The 15399-nt window shown below is 71.0% G+C and carries 14 protein-coding genes; all 14 read right to left on the bottom strand.

What is annotated here, in order from left to right; all coding sequences use genetic code 11:
• Positions 1 to 5 precede the first annotated feature (5 nt).
• Positions 6 to 2717 (bottom strand): hypothetical protein, encoded by a 2712-nt coding sequence (locus Actob_RS06990; protein ID WP_284919238.1) that lies wholly within the window; start codon positions 2715 to 2717, stop codon positions 6 to 8.
• Entirely contained in the window at positions 2717 to 5299 is a 2583-nt protein-coding gene (locus Actob_RS06985; RefSeq protein ID WP_284919237.1) for a hypothetical protein, read from the bottom strand. The genes Actob_RS06990 and Actob_RS06985 overlap by 1 nt, the downstream gene beginning before the upstream one ends.
• 131 nt (positions 5300 to 5430) lie before the next feature.
• Complete coding sequence (locus Actob_RS06980) at positions 5431 to 5880, bottom strand: hypothetical protein (RefSeq protein ID WP_284919236.1); 450 nt, start codon at positions 5878 to 5880, stop codon at positions 5431 to 5433.
• The gene (locus tag Actob_RS06975; RefSeq protein WP_284919235.1) at positions 5877 to 6374 is read right to left on the bottom strand and encodes a hypothetical protein; all 498 of its coding nucleotides are present in this window, start codon (positions 6372 to 6374) and stop codon (positions 5877 to 5879) included. Before Actob_RS06975 ends, Actob_RS06980 begins: the two co-directional genes overlap by 4 nt.
• On the bottom strand, positions 6374 to 6784 hold the full coding sequence (locus Actob_RS06970) for a phage tail tube protein (protein ID WP_284919234.1): 411 nt from the start codon (positions 6782 to 6784) through the stop codon (positions 6374 to 6376). The genes Actob_RS06975 and Actob_RS06970 overlap by 1 nt, the downstream gene beginning before the upstream one ends.
• 85 nt (positions 6785 to 6869) lie before the next feature.
• On the bottom strand, positions 6870 to 7625 hold the full coding sequence (locus Actob_RS06965) for a hypothetical protein (protein ID WP_284919233.1): 756 nt from the start codon (positions 7623 to 7625) through the stop codon (positions 6870 to 6872).
• Positions 7626 to 7627: 2 nt separating this feature from the next.
• A complete protein-coding gene (locus Actob_RS06960) occupies positions 7628 to 8074 on the bottom strand; it encodes a hypothetical protein (protein WP_284919232.1) in 447 nt (148 codons plus the stop codon).
• A complete protein-coding gene (locus Actob_RS06955) occupies positions 8074 to 8265 on the bottom strand; it encodes a hypothetical protein (protein ID WP_284919231.1) in 192 nt (63 codons plus the stop codon). The genes Actob_RS06960 and Actob_RS06955 overlap by 1 nt, the downstream gene beginning before the upstream one ends.
• Before the next feature lie 11 nt (positions 8266 to 8276).
• The gene (locus tag Actob_RS06950) at positions 8277 to 9131 is read right to left on the bottom strand and encodes a head-tail connector protein (RefSeq protein WP_284919230.1); all 855 of its coding nucleotides are present in this window, start codon (positions 9129 to 9131) and stop codon (positions 8277 to 8279) included.
• Between the two features lie 84 nt (positions 9132 to 9215).
• Complete coding sequence (locus Actob_RS06945) at positions 9216 to 9722, bottom strand: hypothetical protein (RefSeq protein WP_284919229.1); 507 nt, start codon at positions 9720 to 9722, stop codon at positions 9216 to 9218.
• A gap of 86 nt (positions 9723 to 9808) precedes the next feature.
• Entirely contained in the window at positions 9809 to 11269 is a 1461-nt protein-coding gene (locus Actob_RS06940) for a phage major capsid protein (protein ID WP_284919228.1), read from the bottom strand.
• Between the two features lie 245 nt (positions 11270 to 11514).
• Positions 11515 to 12153 (bottom strand): HK97 family phage prohead protease, encoded by a 639-nt coding sequence (locus Actob_RS06935; RefSeq protein WP_284919227.1) that lies wholly within the window; start codon positions 12151 to 12153, stop codon positions 11515 to 11517.
• Positions 12150 to 13337: a phage portal protein gene (locus Actob_RS06930; protein ID WP_284919226.1), complete on the bottom strand. Its 1188-nt coding sequence runs from the start codon at positions 13335 to 13337 to the stop codon at positions 12150 to 12152. The genes Actob_RS06935 and Actob_RS06930 overlap by 4 nt, the downstream gene beginning before the upstream one ends.
• 14 nt (positions 13338 to 13351) lie before the next feature.
• Positions 13352 to 14956, bottom strand: coding sequence for a hypothetical protein (locus tag Actob_RS06925; protein WP_284919225.1), 1605 nt, complete (start codon positions 14954 to 14956; stop codon positions 13352 to 13354).
• Between the last annotated feature and the right edge of the window lie 443 nt (positions 14957 to 15399).

The following is a 15399-nucleotide window of genomic DNA, read 5'->3' as shown; positions in this document are numbered from 1 at the left end:
CCAGGTCAGAGGGCGTAGCGCCCGGGCGTGGCGATGTGGACCTCGGACCCGGCCGGCAGACTCTTGGCGATGCCGTTGATCGCCCGGGTCGCGCCGGTGATGGTCTGCGTGTACGGACCCGTGCCGGAGACGGTGCTCATCCCGCCGACTGGCACTCGGACCCGTTCGCCGGAGATCACGAGGTCGTACGGCTGGCTGGCCGCCTTGGTGGACCAGACGTCGGCCGGGTTGGTGATCGTCAGCACCAGCGTGGTGGCGCCGGCCGCGGCGGTTGACGCAAGCGTGGTGGTCCGGGAGTCGTAGCGGCTGGCCGCGGAGTCGTACACGGCGACGTCCCATGGCCGGGCCGGGGAGCACACCAGGTCGACGTCCCACGAGTACGGGCCGAGCCGCTCGGTCCAGCCCTCGACGATCAGGTCGAGCGACTGGCCGGCGAAGGTCGCGGGCGGGTTGGCGACGGTGATCCGGGAGCCGACCCGGACCGTGCACCAGGCGCCGATCAGCGACGGGTTCCGGGCGAGGTTGAGGCTGATCCGGGGCCAGCGCGGCTCGTCGACGGTGCCGAGGTGCAGCCGCCACCAGGCATGGTCGGTGAGCTGCGGGTCGGTGGCCAGGTTGACCTCGACGTCGTCGGCGTAGACCCCGGACCGGGAGATCGAGGTGTCGTCCTGCACTGTCACCTCGGACCCGGACGGCCGCGACAGCCGGATCCGGTTTCTCAACCGGAGATCGTCGTCGGTCGGCTCGGGCGGTGCGGCGACGTGGCCGACGTTGAAGTCGAGCGTCATCACCGGCACCTGGTTGTACAGCCCGACCCGGTTCAGGTACGCCAGGCCGGCGCCGCGCTCGGACAGCACGCCCTGGTTGGTGGTTTCGCACTCGCGGAGCAGGTCGAGGATCGTCGCGGCCCGCTGCGGGCCCATCTTCGTGCCGACCGGGCCGATCAGGACCAGGGGGATACCCTCTTCGGTGGCAAGGCGGGCGGCGCGGTTGCCCGCGAGCTCACCGGTGTAGCCGTCGAACGCGTTCTGGACGGCGCTGGATTGCAGGTTGTCGGCCAGCCCGGTGACGCCGTAGATGTGTGTCCACAGCGCGTCGGCGGTGGCGGTGTTGGTGGCCATGCGCCAGGACGCCAGCGCGCCGGGGGTGCCGGAGAACGTCCACGTGGTGCCGATCGCGCCGAGGTCGGTGGAGAACCAGGCGGCCTCGACGGTGACCGTCCCTCCACTCGCCGACACCTTGAACCGGTAGTCCAGCCAGTTGGTCGGGAAGTAGCCGGTGCCGAACGTGACGGCGTTGGTCATCAGCACCGTGTCGTCCTGGGTGACGGTGAGCCGGAAGGTGGTGCTTCTGACCGCCCAGGTCCACAGGTAGCCGTTGCTGGTGGTCCAGGTGAACATGGTCGTCTCGGCCACCGGCGCGGTCGTGGCCAGCTTCGCACCGAACGAGATCTGCCACCCGGCGGTGGCGCTGCTGCGGCGGAAGATGCCGCTCATCGTCGAGTCGATCGGCGACTGCACGACCGAGGCGGCGCCACCCGGGCCGCCGTCGGCGCCGAGCGTCAGGCTCGCCGTGCACGACCCCGGCCGGCCCCCGGAGACGGAGTTGGCCAGCTGCGTCGCGCCCGAGCCGTCCTCCAGCGGCCAGTGGCCGACCAGCGAGGAGAACTGGGTGATCATCCGGTACATCGGACTGCGGAGGGCCTCCTGGCCCTGCGACAGGCGGTGCAGCACGCCGGAGCCGGTAATCGGCGCGGTGACGTCCTTGCCGGACTGGTCCCAGCGGACCGGCCACTCCGGCACAGGGGTGGTCGCCCGGATCACGTCAACCCGGTAGTCATCCACGCTGGCGACGACCGAGCTGCCGTTGGTCATGCCGGCGACCCGCCACATCTCCAGGCCGACCCCGGCGCCGGAGGACTGCGGCATCGTTTCGGTGACCGAGGCGGACCAGGCGGCCGGCTCGCTGCCGGTGGCCGGCCAGACCTTGACCAGGATCGCGCCGCCGACGACGAGAATCCTGGTGCGGATCTTTGCGCCGGCGGTGTAAGTGACGCCGGTCGCGGTGATGCCGAGGACGTCGATGTAGTTCCTGGCGGCGACGCGCTGGACCTTGACCACGATCCCGCCGCCGGGCTGGAACTCGGTGTGCGCCTTGTAGTAGGAGAGGCTCGTGGCGTCGTACCAGAACACGGCGGACATCACCCAGGAGGCACCGACCGGCAGCACGGACACCGCGCTGGTGTACGAGATCTCCAGGTCGTAGCCGGTCACCTGGCTGGCGATCGTGGTCGCGGTGAAGTTGTCGGTACCGATGGTCACCTGGGCCTGAGTCCCGGTGCAGCTGAACGCCGTGTTGCCGGTCCAGGTGATGCCGCTGACCGGGTCGGTGCCGAGCCCGGACGCGGTGGTCCGGCTGAACGTATCGGCGATCCGGCTGATGCGGGCTTGGACCGGGCTGCCCTTGTCGAGCTTGCCGTACCACCGCCCGAGCGGGTTGACGCGCGAGTAGTGGCCGCCCCGGTTGTCCAGGGTCGCGTTGAGCGTGGTCGCGCCGACCACGTCGCCCTCATCCTGGCGGCCGGCCTGGATGGTGACGCCCTGGCCGACTCGGACGTCGGCGGTGATGTCGTCGATCGTCCAGGTGGCCGGGGTGACCGGGTCGGCGCCGGCGGCGAGGCCCACGTACAGCGGCAACGGGGTGACTGGGAACGCCATCAGGCCGTCACCACGACCTTGAGCTGCCGAGCCAGCGTCGTTCGGACTGCGGACTGCGTACGGACCGCGTGCGTCATCATCCGGCCGAACTCGCTGTCGGGAAACTCAAGCCGGACCACGATCGTGCCGCCGAGGCCGCCGCCGCCAGACAGCGGGGTGACCTGCGCGCCACGCGGCAGGTTGAGCAGCTCGGGGCCGGCCTCGCCGACGACCGCCGCGCCGCCCTGGGTGATGTTGCCGCCCTTGGCCAGATACGGGATGCCGGGCGTGCCAAAGCTGGCGGACGGGACAGAAATCCCCATGAACGAGCCGCCGATCGTGAAGTTCAGCTGATTCCAACCGCCGATGATCCGGTTCGCGACGGCACGGAAGCCGGACCACAGGCCGTTCCACATGCCGCGCGACGCACGCGTGATCCGGCCCGGCAGGCCGCGCACCCAGCTGACGATCCGGCCGCCGCGATCGACGACCGTGTTGTACGCGGAGGTCAGACCGGATTTGAAGCTTGCCCAGGCGCTCGGGCCGTTGTCGCGGATCCACCGCACCCCGGTCGAGATCTTGTCCCAGGCGAGCTTGAGCAGCCGGAGTGTGCCGATGGCACCTTCGAGCTTCAGTTTGACGAGGCCGAATGCGGCCGACACCACTCCGCCGAGGTTGCCTGCGATCCTGGCGACGTCCCGCAGTGCCGACCCGAACTCGCCGATCTTGGCGACGAAGTTGGTGATCTTCTGCTGGTTCTCCGGCTTGTCGAGCCAGGCCGACACCTTGTCCAGCGCCTTGTTGGCCGAGTCGAGGGCAGAATCGCCACCGGCCTTGGCCTGCGGGTAGATGATCCCGATGACCTTGCCCATGACGGTGACGACCTTGCCGCCGAGCGTCCAGATCTTCTCCAGCGTGCTCGCCGCGCCCGCGAAGAACCGGTCCAGCTTGCCGCTCTTGTCCGCCGACTTGATCCAGGCGGAGAACCTCTCCACCGTGCGGCCGATCAGGTCGCCGAGCTTCTCGACGAACGGGCCGGACGCCCGGGCCAGCCGGCCGAACGCGTCGACAAGCGGACCGGCCACCGCGCGGCCGACCCGGTCGAGGGCCGTGCGCGCCGAGTCGGCGCCCGCAGTGAGGTTGTCGACGAAGCTCTTCTTCGAGACGCTGTCGAACAGGGTCTTCGCGATCCCGTTCAAGGTCTTGCCGTAGTTGACCAGCGTCGTGTGCAGCGGGTTTTTCCACACCTCGGCCAGGCGCTGGAGCTTGGGCGCGAGCCCGGCGAACATGGCCTGCTGCACGTCCAGGCGCAGGTCCTCGAACGCCGGCCGCAGCGCCAGGATCGTGTTGAGGAACGCGCGGGCGGCGGGGGCCAGCTTGGTGATCTGCTGGCCGGCGCCACCCCCGCCACCTCCGCCGGACGCGCCCTGCGCCTGCTGGTCCTTGAGTGCCTTGCGGGCGACCGCCAGGCGCTGCTCGGCTTCCTTCTCCGCCTCGATCGAGTCGGCGACCCGGCGCCGGGCGTCCTGCTCGCGCTTCTGCGCCTGGACCACCTCGTCGGAGCCCTCGACGCCGGTGCGGGTGTTCTCCTTGGTCGCCTGGGTGAGGTCGTCGAGCCGGGCCTTCACCTGCCGGACCGCCAGCTCGGCCCGTTTGTACCGCTCCTCGGCCTCAGCCAGCGCGGTCGGGTCGCCGAGTGCCTTGGCCTTGTCGACGTCGGCCTGCGCGTCGGCAAGCTCCTTAACCGCGTCGGCCTGGTCGAGCTGCGCCGACTCCATGTCGAGCGCCTGGTCCCGGATCCGGTCCGCGGCGGTCTCCCGGGCGTCGTTGATCGCCTTCTGCGCCTCCAGTGCGTCGCGCTGGGCGTCGCGGACGTCGCGCTCGGCCCGAGCCACGGCCTTGACCGCGTCGGCGACGGCCCGGTTGGCCACGGTGAAGTCCTTGGCCGCCTTGGTGGCGCCCCCTCCGCCGCCACCACCGCCGGTCGCGGTCGTCAACCGCTTGTACTCGTCGCCCAGGCCGAATAGGCCGAGCTTGAGCGCGCCGATCCCCGCCACGCCGCCGGTGATGAGGCCGGGCAGTGAGCCGAGCGCGCCGCCGGCCAACGCCAGCGCGGGGCCGATCGACGCCGCCGCCGCAGCGGCGGCCAGCAGCGCGGACACGATGCCCCACACTGAGGACGTGACCGAGCCGAGCGTGGAGCCGAAGCCGCCTACCGCGGACACGCCGCCGGAGAACGCGGACGCGAGCGCCCGCATGCGGCCCTCGGCCCGGCCCTCCTCCTCGCCGCTGCGACGCACTTCGTCGTTGGCCCGGCCGACCTCGTCACGGACCCGGCGTAGTTGAGCCAGCAGCTGACGGTCCCGGGTGATCTTCCCGAACAGGGTCTTGTCGCCGGTCTCCGCGAACTCGGCGTTAAGCCGGGCCAGGTCCCGCTCGGTCTCCTCGATCTGCCGGTCCAGGCGCGCGGTCGAGACGGTCGCCTTCTCCATCGAGGCCTCGGCGGTCTGGCCGGCCGATCGGAACGCGCCGCCGATCACGCCCAGGACCCGGGACACGGAGTCCTTCGCCAGCAGGTTGAACACGAGCGAGGTGTCGGACATGGCTTACCCCTCCTCGGCTGGGCGGTTGTAGTCGTCGAGCCAGTCGCACAGCGCGAGGAACTCGGCCACCGGCAGGCAGCCGATCTCCCAGGGGCGGATATGCAGCACGTTCGCGAACAGCGCCAGGTGGGTCAGGCGGAGTTCGGCAAGGCTTTTCCCGAGCCGGCCTCGGCGGGCTCGACGTCGGCGGGCGGCGCGTCGTCGCCCATCTGCTCGGTGATCTCCAGGTCGAGCGCGGCGAGGACGCCGTCCTTCTCGTCGGTGGTCAGGTTCGACTTGAGTACGCGGTCCCGGATGGTCAGCAGCTCCTCCAGGGAGTGCTCGACCTTGACCTGGCCCATCCGGAAGTCCGGCACGTCCTCGAAGCGCAGGGTGTGATGGGTCTGCCGGAGCAGGTGCCAGAGCAGGATCTTGCGAGCCCGGGCGCCGCCGCGCCGGCAGTCGTCCACCCAGGCGTCCCACTGGCCGGGGCCGCTACCGTAGCGCCGCTCGATCATCTCGGCCTGCGACTGCGGCACCTGGTCCGGATCGAAATCCCAGATCTGGACGTCGCCCTCGCCGGGCGTGTACGTGACCTTCATCGTGCTCCCCTTCGGATGCGGTCTGCGGTGTCGGTGATGACCCGTTCGACGGCCGCCCGGTACTCGGCCGCGTGCTCTCTCATCGGGTCGTCGAACCAGCCGGGCGACCCGGTCTGCGCGACCCACGTGTTGGTGTTGCCGAAGACCGGGTGCCGCCAGGGCTTGTGGCGGTTGGTGCGCTTCGGCGCGTTCGCGAAGCCGCGCGGCATGCCGGTCTTGCCGACCCGCACCCGGACGCCGGCGGCTTTCCCGGCCAGGCGGGCCTGCGCCCTGACTCGGCGGGCGATCGCGCCGCGCAGCTGCTCGCCGCGGTGGGAGAGGCCAGCCGATCCCATCGCCAGGATCCGACCCTTGGCCTCGGCGACCGCGGGTTCGATCGCGGTCCGGAGTTCCTTCGTAAGCGCCCGGCGAAGGCGGGTGCCGTCCTCTTCGAGCCGGAGCGCCGTGCCGACGTCGCGCAGGTCGTCGGCGGTGACCCGCCACTCGCCGGCCATCAGCTGGTCTGGCGGGCTACCGCGCCGGAGGTCGGGTACTGCACGGACACCTCGGCGTCGTCGCCGACCGTGCCGGAAATCGGGTCCCACTTCTTGATCAGGACCGATCCGGTGTAGCCCGGGTTCGACGTCGACCGGGCGCCGTTGGCCAGCCGGACCTCGAACGTGGTCACCTGGCCGAGCAGGGCCCACATCTGCGAGTCGATCGCGGACGCGGCGACGTCCTGCTGGAACGTCGCAGAGAGCGAGCCGGACTTGACGCCGCCCAGCACCTCTTTCCAGCCGGCCGACGCGAAGGTCGTGACGTCCTTCTCGTCCACCTCCACCGAGAGCTCGATCTTGCTGGTGTAGGCGGAGACGTCGACCGAGTTGATCGCCAGGTAGCTGGCGAGCAGGACCATCTTGGCCATGGGGATCTACCTCTTTCGGGCACGAGAAAGCCCTCCGGCTTGGGGATTTCGGAGGGCTGACGGGGGACGGCGCGGGGCGCGAGGGTCAGGCGACGCCAACCGACACGAGGAACAGGAAGCTCGGCGAGGTGCCCGAAATCGTCCAGCTGGCGCGGACGTAGTTGTCCGTGATCGGCCCGGCCGCCCGCAGGATCTGGCCGCCCTTCGCGGTGGCCGCGTTGAACGTGATCGCGGTCGTCGGGCTGGCGAAGCCGGCGGTGTCATCGGTCTGGATCGCCACGGTCAGGGATGGCGTGGTGCCGGCCACGGACAGGACGTGGACCGCGGCGTAGAGCTGCTTGCCGGCCGGAACGCCCGGCGACGCCGCGGCGATCTGGATGACGGTGCCGTTGCCGGTCGCGGTCCGGGCGGTGCCCGGGTCATGTGCGACGGCGCCGCGGACCAGCGGCCAGGTGCCGCTGCCGTTCGACGACCAGGGCGCGACTGAGCCGACCGCGTCGCCGAGCTGGTAGTTGGTGCGCAGGAACCCGGAGAACCAGGCGAGCGAGCCGACCGCCGCGGTGGCTGGGCAGACGGTCATCGGGGTGATCGCGCCGAGCCCGGCCCACGCCGTGTCGTCGATCTTGCCGAGGACGACGTCATCGGCTTCCCACTGGCCGGACGCCTGCAACGACGCCGACCGGAGGCCGCCGAGGACCTCCTTGTAGACGTCCCCGGACGGCGCGAACGCTGTGGCTTCCTTCTCCTCGACCTCGGCGCTCAGCTCGACCTTGTTGTTGACCGTGGTCAGGTCGGCGCCGGCCTGAAACAGCCGGGCGTTGAGCAGCACAAACTTGCCCACGGTCAGCTCCCGCTTCCTACGACTCGGACGGTGATCTGGGCGCCGTAGTAGGACGCCTCGTTGGGGCCGGGGATCTCGCGGTAGCCGTCGATCCGGACGATCATCAGGTCGTCGGCGAGGCCCCCGAGCGCGGGCTGGCCGGGTGCGCCGCGGGCGGCCAGCAGCGCCTGCCGGATCGAGTACGGACCGGACCGGGACAGCAGCGTGTCGAGCAGCGCCTGGCCGTCCGCGTCCTCGGCGTTGCTGGTCAGCACCCGGCAGGTGATGTCGACGGTGTCGTAGCCGCCCGGGCCGGGGCCGAAGCTGTTGTTCGGCGCGAAGACCACCTCGCCGGGGTAGAACGCAGGCGGGTGCGGTTCGGCCGGCACGTACGCGGTGCATTGCAGGCCGGGGATCTCGGCGGCGGCCACCGCGTCGCGCAGCGCAGCCTTGACCTGGGCGAGCTGCATCAGCTTTCGGACTTGGCGGTCTTGGCCGGCCGCGTCTTCGTGTCCGGCTCCGGCTCGGTGTCCGGGCCGGCCAGCTCGGAGTGCAGCCGGATCTGGCTGTCGAGCGCAGCGATCACGGTCGGGTCGGTGGCCGCTTCGCGCTCGGCGCGCAGCCGGGTGACGGTCTCACGGGAGTTGGACTGCTGGTCCACGACGGGCCTCCTCAGGCGATGGTGGGGATGACGAACGGCGCAATGAGCGCCTCGACGTCGGGATCGGTCCGGGACACCCGGGCCACGCCCCACTCCGCCGAGCCGAGGACGCCCTGAGGGCTGTCCTTGCGCCGGTAGAAGCGGGCGGCGAGCAGCAGGCACGCCTGGGCGATCTCGTCCGGAACCGTCGGCCAGCCCCACCGGGCGGTCACCCGGACCCGGCCGGTGGCCGGCAGCCAGCCCGCGCCGGCGCGTAGCTCGGTGTAGGGGCGGCCGTAGACGGCGGCGTTGTCGGGGCCGGCCTCCCACCCGGAAGCGGCCGTGTACGACCCGGTCGTGCCGGTCTCGACGGTGACGCCGGTCAGTGTGGCGATGTCGTCGACGAGGATCACCTGGTCGACGCCGGCGTACGCGGACTGGCCGCACACCGGGAACGTGCGCGCGGTGGCGACCTTGTCGGCGTAGAACCGGCGGCCGCAGCGGCGGTCAATCAGCCGGGACGCGGCGGTGATGGCCTGCTGGATCAGGTCGTCGCGGTCGTCGGCGGTGGTCTTGCCGAGCGCGGCCTTGACCATAGGCAGCGCGGCATAGTCCTGCGGGCCGGGGTCGCCGACGGCGAAGCTGAACGGTTGTACGGAGGTGACCGCGCCGGAGGTCGACCAGGCACCGATCCAGGTGCCGACCGCGTCCGGAACCGGTACGGCCCGGTAGATGCCCGTCGACGGGTTCGTGATCGTCGGCGCCGGGAACGTCGTCCCGTCGGGCCGGTTCAGCACGACCGCGACCGTGGCGTTGGTCAGCACGTTGTCCGCGTTGCGGACCTCGTGCTCCAGCGGCACCCCGTCGCCCAGGTCGTACGTGGCCACGTCAGTCTCCTCGGGTCTCGGTGCGCAGGGGGCGGTCGCGAGTGGCGCGGGTGCCCGGCCTCGCGCCGCCGGGCACCCGCACGATCACTTCGAAGTCGACTTCGCCGCGGCCGGCCTGACGTCAGCGGGCTTGTCGTCGCCGGACAGGACCGCGTCGATGCGGCTGGCCGGGATCTCGGTGCCGTCCTTGGTGACGACCGGGGCGTCGGCCGAGGACTGCGCGGCCAGCGCGATCCGGGCAGCGTCAACCTCGTTGCGGACCTCGGCGTCGGACAGATCGAGGACCGCGGCCTGCGGGTTGGCCGGGTCGCGCTTCGCCGACTCCAGCGCTCGCACCTTCGCCGCGGCAGCCGGGTCGATCGCGTCGGACGCGCCCAGGTCGGCAGTCTCCAGCCAGTCGGCCAGGACGTTCCAGCCGCCCAGCGGGTCGTTCTCGTGCTGGGTGCGCCACGCCTTGACCTTCTCGGTCCGGGCGGCGCCGACGGAGATACCGCGGGCGACGGCGGCCCGCTTGATTTCGGTGACGTAGTTGGTCCGGGTCGATTCCGGGACCAGCATGGCGGCTCGGGCCGCCGAGTCGATCTGCGACATCGGGGGTCGCCTCTCTCTTCGTTGTGCCGGAGCACGGGGACAGGCCGGGCCGGCCGAACGGGGAGACGACCAGCCCGGAGCTGGGATCAGAAGGTCGGCGCGATCTGGCCGAAGCCCGCGGTGCCGGCGTTGCCGCCGACGACGCCGAACGCGACGGGGTAGCGGCCGGCGGTGAACGCGGCGTAGTTGAACAGGACCAGCTTGATGGTCAGGTTCTGGCCCAGCGTCTGCTCGAACTTGAGCTGGCGCGGGATGCCGCCGTTGTCCTCCCAGAGGTAGGCCTTGGAGGAGTCCAGGGTGAGGACCTGGTCCTCCGGGCCGGTACCGACGGCGGTGGGGATGTTCGCGTCGATGAAGACCGGCAGCCCGTGGTAGATGCCGACCGGCACTGCCGGGTTGGCGTCGTTGTCGGCGGAGTAGCCGCCCGGGTTGCTGTTGATCGCCATCGCGTTCATCGCGCCGGAGGCGTACGGCACGGCCAGCGGCCGGTTCTGCGAGTCGAGCTGGCTGGTCAGCCAGTACCAGCGGCGCGGGTGCATGAACCAGGCGTCCGGCTGAACCTCGGTGCCCGCGCTGGCCACCGCCGAGACGGCGCCGGCGGTCTTGGAGTAGAACGTCGCCGCGGTGACCGCCGCGGTGTACGCCGACGCCTGGTAGATGCCCGAGGTGTTGAGGATGCCGAGCATCTGCCCGGACGCGCCGGACCCGGCGGCGACCTGCCGGTCGATCTCCGCGTTGTAGGCGCGGGCCAGGTCCATGTAGACGATGGTGTCCATGCCCGGGGTGCCGCGCTCCAGCGACTGCCGGGAGACGTCCTGCTGGCCGCCGACGGTGCACACCGGCACCACCAGGTCGGCCCACACCTGGTCGGTGTTCTGCAAGGCGCTGTTCTGGGTGGCCTGCGCCGCGACGGCGGCGCCGGTGGTGCCGCGCGGCACGTCCAGGGTCATGCCCTGCGCGGGCATCGGCAGCCGGTTGACCCGGTTCGCGAGCGGCCGGCCGTTGCGCAGCACCGGCGCGAACATGTCGACGAGGTACTGCGGGACGACCAGGCCGGCGTACGACGCGGTGGTCGTGGCGCGCTGCTCGACGGCCTCGCCCTCGACCTCGATCTCGCGGGCGTGCCGGGCCAGGCGCTGGCTCGCGCCGGCGTCGCCGGACATCTGCGACCGGTAGGCGTCGGCGAAGAACGAGGTCTCACCGCGCCGGTTCTTCTCCTGGCTGTAGGTGCGCTCCTCGCGGGTGACGCGGGCGCCACCGACGTTGCGGGCCTCGGGCACCTCGGTGGTGCCGGCCGCGACGCGGGCCGCGCGGGCGCCGTCCTGGCGGGCCTCGACGGCCTCCTCCTCGCGGATCTGGGCGACGAGCTGCTCCTCCTGGGAGCGCAGGCCGACCAGCTCGGAGCGCAGCTGGGTCGCCTCGTCGGTCAGCTCCGAAGTGAGCTGGTCGACGGGCAGGGACAGGATTTCGGTACCGCGGGAACGCCGGGTGTCGATGCGGGAACGCAGCTCTTCCAGGCGCTGCCGCAGGATTTCCAGCGCCGACATGGCGGTGGTCCTTTCGGGTCAGCGGGATGGGTGAGCCACTGCGGTTCGGCATCGGGTGGTGGCCCGGGTGGTGCGCCCTGGTGGGCGTCCGGCGCGGGCTCCGGCGCAACGCGGAGATGCGGTGGCGGTTGGTCAGTTCGGCTTGGCGCCGGACGAGACCGGTGGGACTTTGGGCGGCCGATCAGGCCGCGGCGGGCGCCGAATCACAGGCGCAGGCACTTGAACCGGGACGTAGTTCATCGCGGTCAGGCCAGGTCGATGGCGGCGCGCAGGCCAGCGAGGGCCTGGGCGTCGAGGCGCGGCGCGAGGCGCCGCTGGGCGCGGGCGACGAGTTCGCGGAGTTCGTCGTCGGGCATGGTTTCGAGGTCGGCGGCTCGCAGCTTCACGGTGGTGGCCGGGTTCGCCGGGTAGGTGACAACGGAGACGTCGTAGAGCTTGACCTCGCGGATGAACCGCTCGGTGTAGTCCTCGTTCCACTCCTGCCGGGTGGCGGAGAACGCGAACGACATCTCGGTGAGGTCGCCGCGCTCCATGGCCACCGCCACGTCGTTGACCAGCGAGGAACGGCGGTCCAGCTCGGCGACGACGCGCAGGCCCTGGTCGTCCTCTTCGAGCGTCATGGTGCCCGAGCTGGTGCGCGCGAGCGGCAGGCCGTCGTGGTTGAGCAGCAGCCGGACGTCGTCCTTCTCGCGCAGGGTCTTGGCGAACGCGCCGCGCTCGATCGTCTCGTCGTACTCGCCGAGCCAGTCGCGCACCGAGTACGGCGAGCCGGTCACCGATGCGTACCCGTCGAGCGTGGTGCTGCCGGAGTCGCCGGCGCGCAGCTCGGCCCGGACGGTGAACGACCGGCTGAACCGGGCGCGGCGGTCGAGGTGCGAGGTCACTTCTCGGCTCCCGTCTGCGACTCGGAGCCGCTGGAGGTTTGCTGCTTCGCCACGACGTACGGCTTGTCACCCCACGGCACCGGCGGCCGGTCTTCGAGAGCGAGCTGGTCGTTCGGGGTGTCCATGCCGATGCGCGACCGGATCTCGTACACGCGGTGCCGGTCCAGCGGGTTCATGCGCAGCAGCGAGTCGCGGTTCAACTTCACGTACTGCCCGCGCGGCAGCAGCCTGGTCAGCACCTGCTCGATCGGCGCCAGGTACGGGTCGAGGGAGTACTTGAGCAGCTTGACGTCGGCGTCGACCGCGTTCGCGTAGGTGTAGGTGCCGCCGGTCTCGTAGCCGAGCGTCTCAGCGAACCCAGGACCGAAGATCCGCGCGCACTCCGCCGAGCTGTAGCCCTGGGCGTCGAGGAACTGCGATTCGTTCGGCTTGACCTGGATCTGCTCGTAAGTGATGCCGTCGGGCAACAGCACCGGCTCACGCGAACTCGCGGCGATCCGGAACTTGCTCTTCACCGAGTCGGCCTGCGGCTGTGTCAACGGCGCCGGGGACTTCAGCAGCGCGGTCGGATGGCCGCCCGCGTCGTAGAAGTCGCCGCCGAACTTCTCGGCCGCGATGCCGACGCCGATGGTGGCCGCGTGCTCCTCGATCGGCGACAGGCCGAGCACCACGCCGGGCACCGGGAACAGCCGAGTGTGGTCGACCCGGTCGCCCGGGATACGCGGCCCGTTGGCCGGCCGCCACCACAGCTTGCCGTCGCCGTCGACCTCCGGAGCCACCAGGTCCGGGTTCAGGACCTCCACCGTCTCCGGCCGGCCGTACGAGTCCAGCGTCAGCACGTGCACCATGAGGTTGCCGCGGGCCGCGAGCGACCACAGCGCCTGGGCGACCCAGTCGCCGAGGCCTCGTCCGGTGCCATCCGGGTCGCGCAGGATCGCCGGCGTGTCCAGCTGCCTGGTCTGGCCGCCCTCGCCGCGGTAGGCGTGCGCCGGCATGGTCCGGCCGGTGTTCGTGATGAGCCGGATCGTGGCGCCGACCGCGACCTTGCGGGCCGCGGACTCCGGGCTGACCGGCGTGCCGCCGAAGCCGAGGTATCGGGCCTGGAGCGCGGTGGCCAGCGGATCCAGCTGGGCGGCACGCTGGCCGAAGCCGAACCAGCCGGCCATGCGAGTCCAGACGGACACGGTGACCTCCTTGGTCAGTAGACGTGATCCCACGGGTTCGCGGCGGCCAGGATCTTCTCGGCGTACGTGTGCCATGCCCACAACGCGTTCGTGACGGCTTTCAGCGGGCTCACCTCGACGGCGCCCTTGTCGTCCCACGTCGTGCCGCCGGAGCTGATCGGCCGGGTCTGGGCGCCGGCCACCGCGGCCTCCAGCGGCGCGTCCCGCAGGTGCGCCAGCTGCTTGTCGACCAGGGCGTCGATGAACAGGCCGTAGCCGGCGGCCACGTCGTTCGCCCAGGGCGCCACGACCTCGCCGCGCTTCGGCTTGTCCCGGTCCTCAGCCGCGGCGAGGTTGGCGCGGTCCAGGTCGGCGGCCCACAGCGACGCGTTCGCGCCCTTGTCCTCAATCGCCCAGAGCAACGGGTCCCACCGCTCGCGGAGTTCCCGGATCCGCCTCACGACCCACTCGGTGCCGCGTTCGTACGCGACGATCGCCAGCTGGAGCCGGCCGTCAGCCTGCACGCCCACCGCGGCGATCGTAGTGAACGACCGATCCCGGGCGACGTTGATCGCGAACATCACCTGCGCGGGCCGGCCGTGCGCGTCCGGCGTGGTCGCCAGCTCGGCCCACAGTGCCAGCGGGATGACGCCGCCGCTGGCCCGCGCCCGCTTCGGCCACACGCCCAGGCGCTCTCGGGCGAAGCCGGCCGGGTTGTTCCGGAACGATCGGCGTTCCCGCTCGACGCTGGCGGTGCTCAGCGCGGTCGCACCGGCGCGCACCACGTCCAGCGACGGGTTCGTGGCCTTCCACAGCGTCTGGTCGTCCAGGTCGACCTCGTCGAGGTTCTCCAGGTCGCCGGCCAGGCCCCAGTCCCGCCAGGCCAGGCTCGGGTCCTGCGTCCACGGCCCGTCCGCCAGCTCCCGAGGCGCGGTCGGGTCGCCGCGCAGCCGCAGGTCGAACATCACGTCGCCGGTGATGCCGTTCAGTGGCGGCGACGATGTGTAGATGATCTGCGGGTTCGCCCGGGCGGACATCGTGAACAGCAGCGCCTCATGCTGCTCGTTCGTGTACGCGAACGCCTCGTCGATGATGTTCAAGTCGCCGGAGAAGCCGCGGCCGGACGACTTCGACCGGGCGATGAACTTCAGCCGGCGCGGAGCGGCCAACAGCACCAGCTCGCCGTCGGTGTTGGTCTCCTTGAGGACCTCGAAGCCCTCTTCGCCGTTGGTGTTCGACACCTTGACGACGTGGCCGTCGACCAGCAGCAGGTTCTCGTTGTTGCCGACCTGCGTACCGGCCCGGCGCAGCAACTTCAGGCAGCGCCGGAACGCCTCGATCGCGGTCTTGTACTCGTGCGCCGACCACATGATCAGCTCTTCGCGGAACACGAACAGCCCGGCCAGCGCCCGGATCTCCAGAATTGAACCCTTGCCGTTCTGGCGGGGCACGATCTCGCCGCACTCGAAGTGAACCCACTTGCCGGTCGTGTTGACGGCGCAGATCCGGTCGAGGCTGTCGTCCTGCCAGGTGTCCGGGAGCAACCCGCACTTGGCCGCCCAGCCGATCGCCTCCTGGGCGCGGCTCAGCTGGTATGGCGCGTGCGTCTCAACGCGGGGACGGGGCCGGCCATCGACCATCGGGTGGAGGTCGCAGCACGCCATCGGTAGCCCTCCGTGCGGGGTCGGGGACGCTGCGGGGGGAGAAAAGGGCGCCTGGGCGCGGGGTCGTCCAGATGTCCATTTTGCAAAAAATCAACGTCACCAGGGCTGGGCTGGTGTGAAGGCGCGCACGGCCTCGATCGACTTTGTCCCACGCTCCTGGTTGCAGCACCTGGGCTTGCCGTCTCTGCGTGGACACGTGGGGCATGGTGCGTTGCTGCCGTGGGCTGGGCGCATGGCACGCCAGTCGATGGGCTGCCCTGGATCCATGGCCACGGGCGTGAGGTGGTCTGCTTCCCGTGCACCACCGTGCCCGCAGATGTGGCAGGTGTACCCGTAGGCGGCGTGCATCAGGGCTTTCGCTGTGCGCCAGGGCCGGCCGCTGCGGTGCTGGGATCTAGGCACCAGCACACCCCCGGATA

This window comes from Actinoplanes oblitus, assembly GCF_030252345.1.
Taxonomy (GTDB): domain Bacteria; phylum Actinomycetota; class Actinomycetes; order Mycobacteriales; family Micromonosporaceae; genus Actinoplanes; species Actinoplanes oblitus.
The sequence above is the reverse complement of the archived record's forward strand: the minus strand, read 5'-3'. Positions and strand labels throughout refer to the sequence as shown.

Coding starts and splice junctions, on each gene's coding strand:
- Actob_RS06990 (WP_284919238.1), bottom strand. CDS start 2,717: ATGGCGTTCCCAGTCACCCCGTTGCCGCTGTACGTGGGCCTCGCCGCC.
- Actob_RS06985 (WP_284919237.1), bottom strand. CDS start 5,299: ATGTCCGACACCTCGCTCGTGTTCAACCTGCTGGCGAAGGACTCCGTG.
- Actob_RS06980 (WP_284919236.1), bottom strand. CDS start 5,880: ATGAAGGTCACGTACACGCCCGGCGAGGGCGACGTCCAGATCTGGGAT.
- Actob_RS06975 (WP_284919235.1), bottom strand. CDS start 6,374: ATGGCCGGCGAGTGGCGGGTCACCGCCGACGACCTGCGCGACGTCGGC.
- Actob_RS06970 (WP_284919234.1), bottom strand. CDS start 6,784: ATGGCCAAGATGGTCCTGCTCGCCAGCTACCTGGCGATCAACTCGGTC.
- Actob_RS06960 (WP_284919232.1), bottom strand. CDS start 8,074: ATGCAGCTCGCCCAGGTCAAGGCTGCGCTGCGCGACGCGGTGGCCGCC.
- Actob_RS06945 (WP_284919229.1), bottom strand. CDS start 9,722: ATGTCGCAGATCGACTCGGCGGCCCGAGCCGCCATGCTGGTCCCGGAA.
- Actob_RS06940 (WP_284919228.1), bottom strand. CDS start 11,269: ATGTCGGCGCTGGAAATCCTGCGGCAGCGCCTGGAAGAGCTGCGTTCC.
- Actob_RS06925 (WP_284919225.1), bottom strand. CDS start 14,956: ATGGTCGATGGCCGGCCCCGTCCCCGCGTTGAGACGCACGCGCCATAC.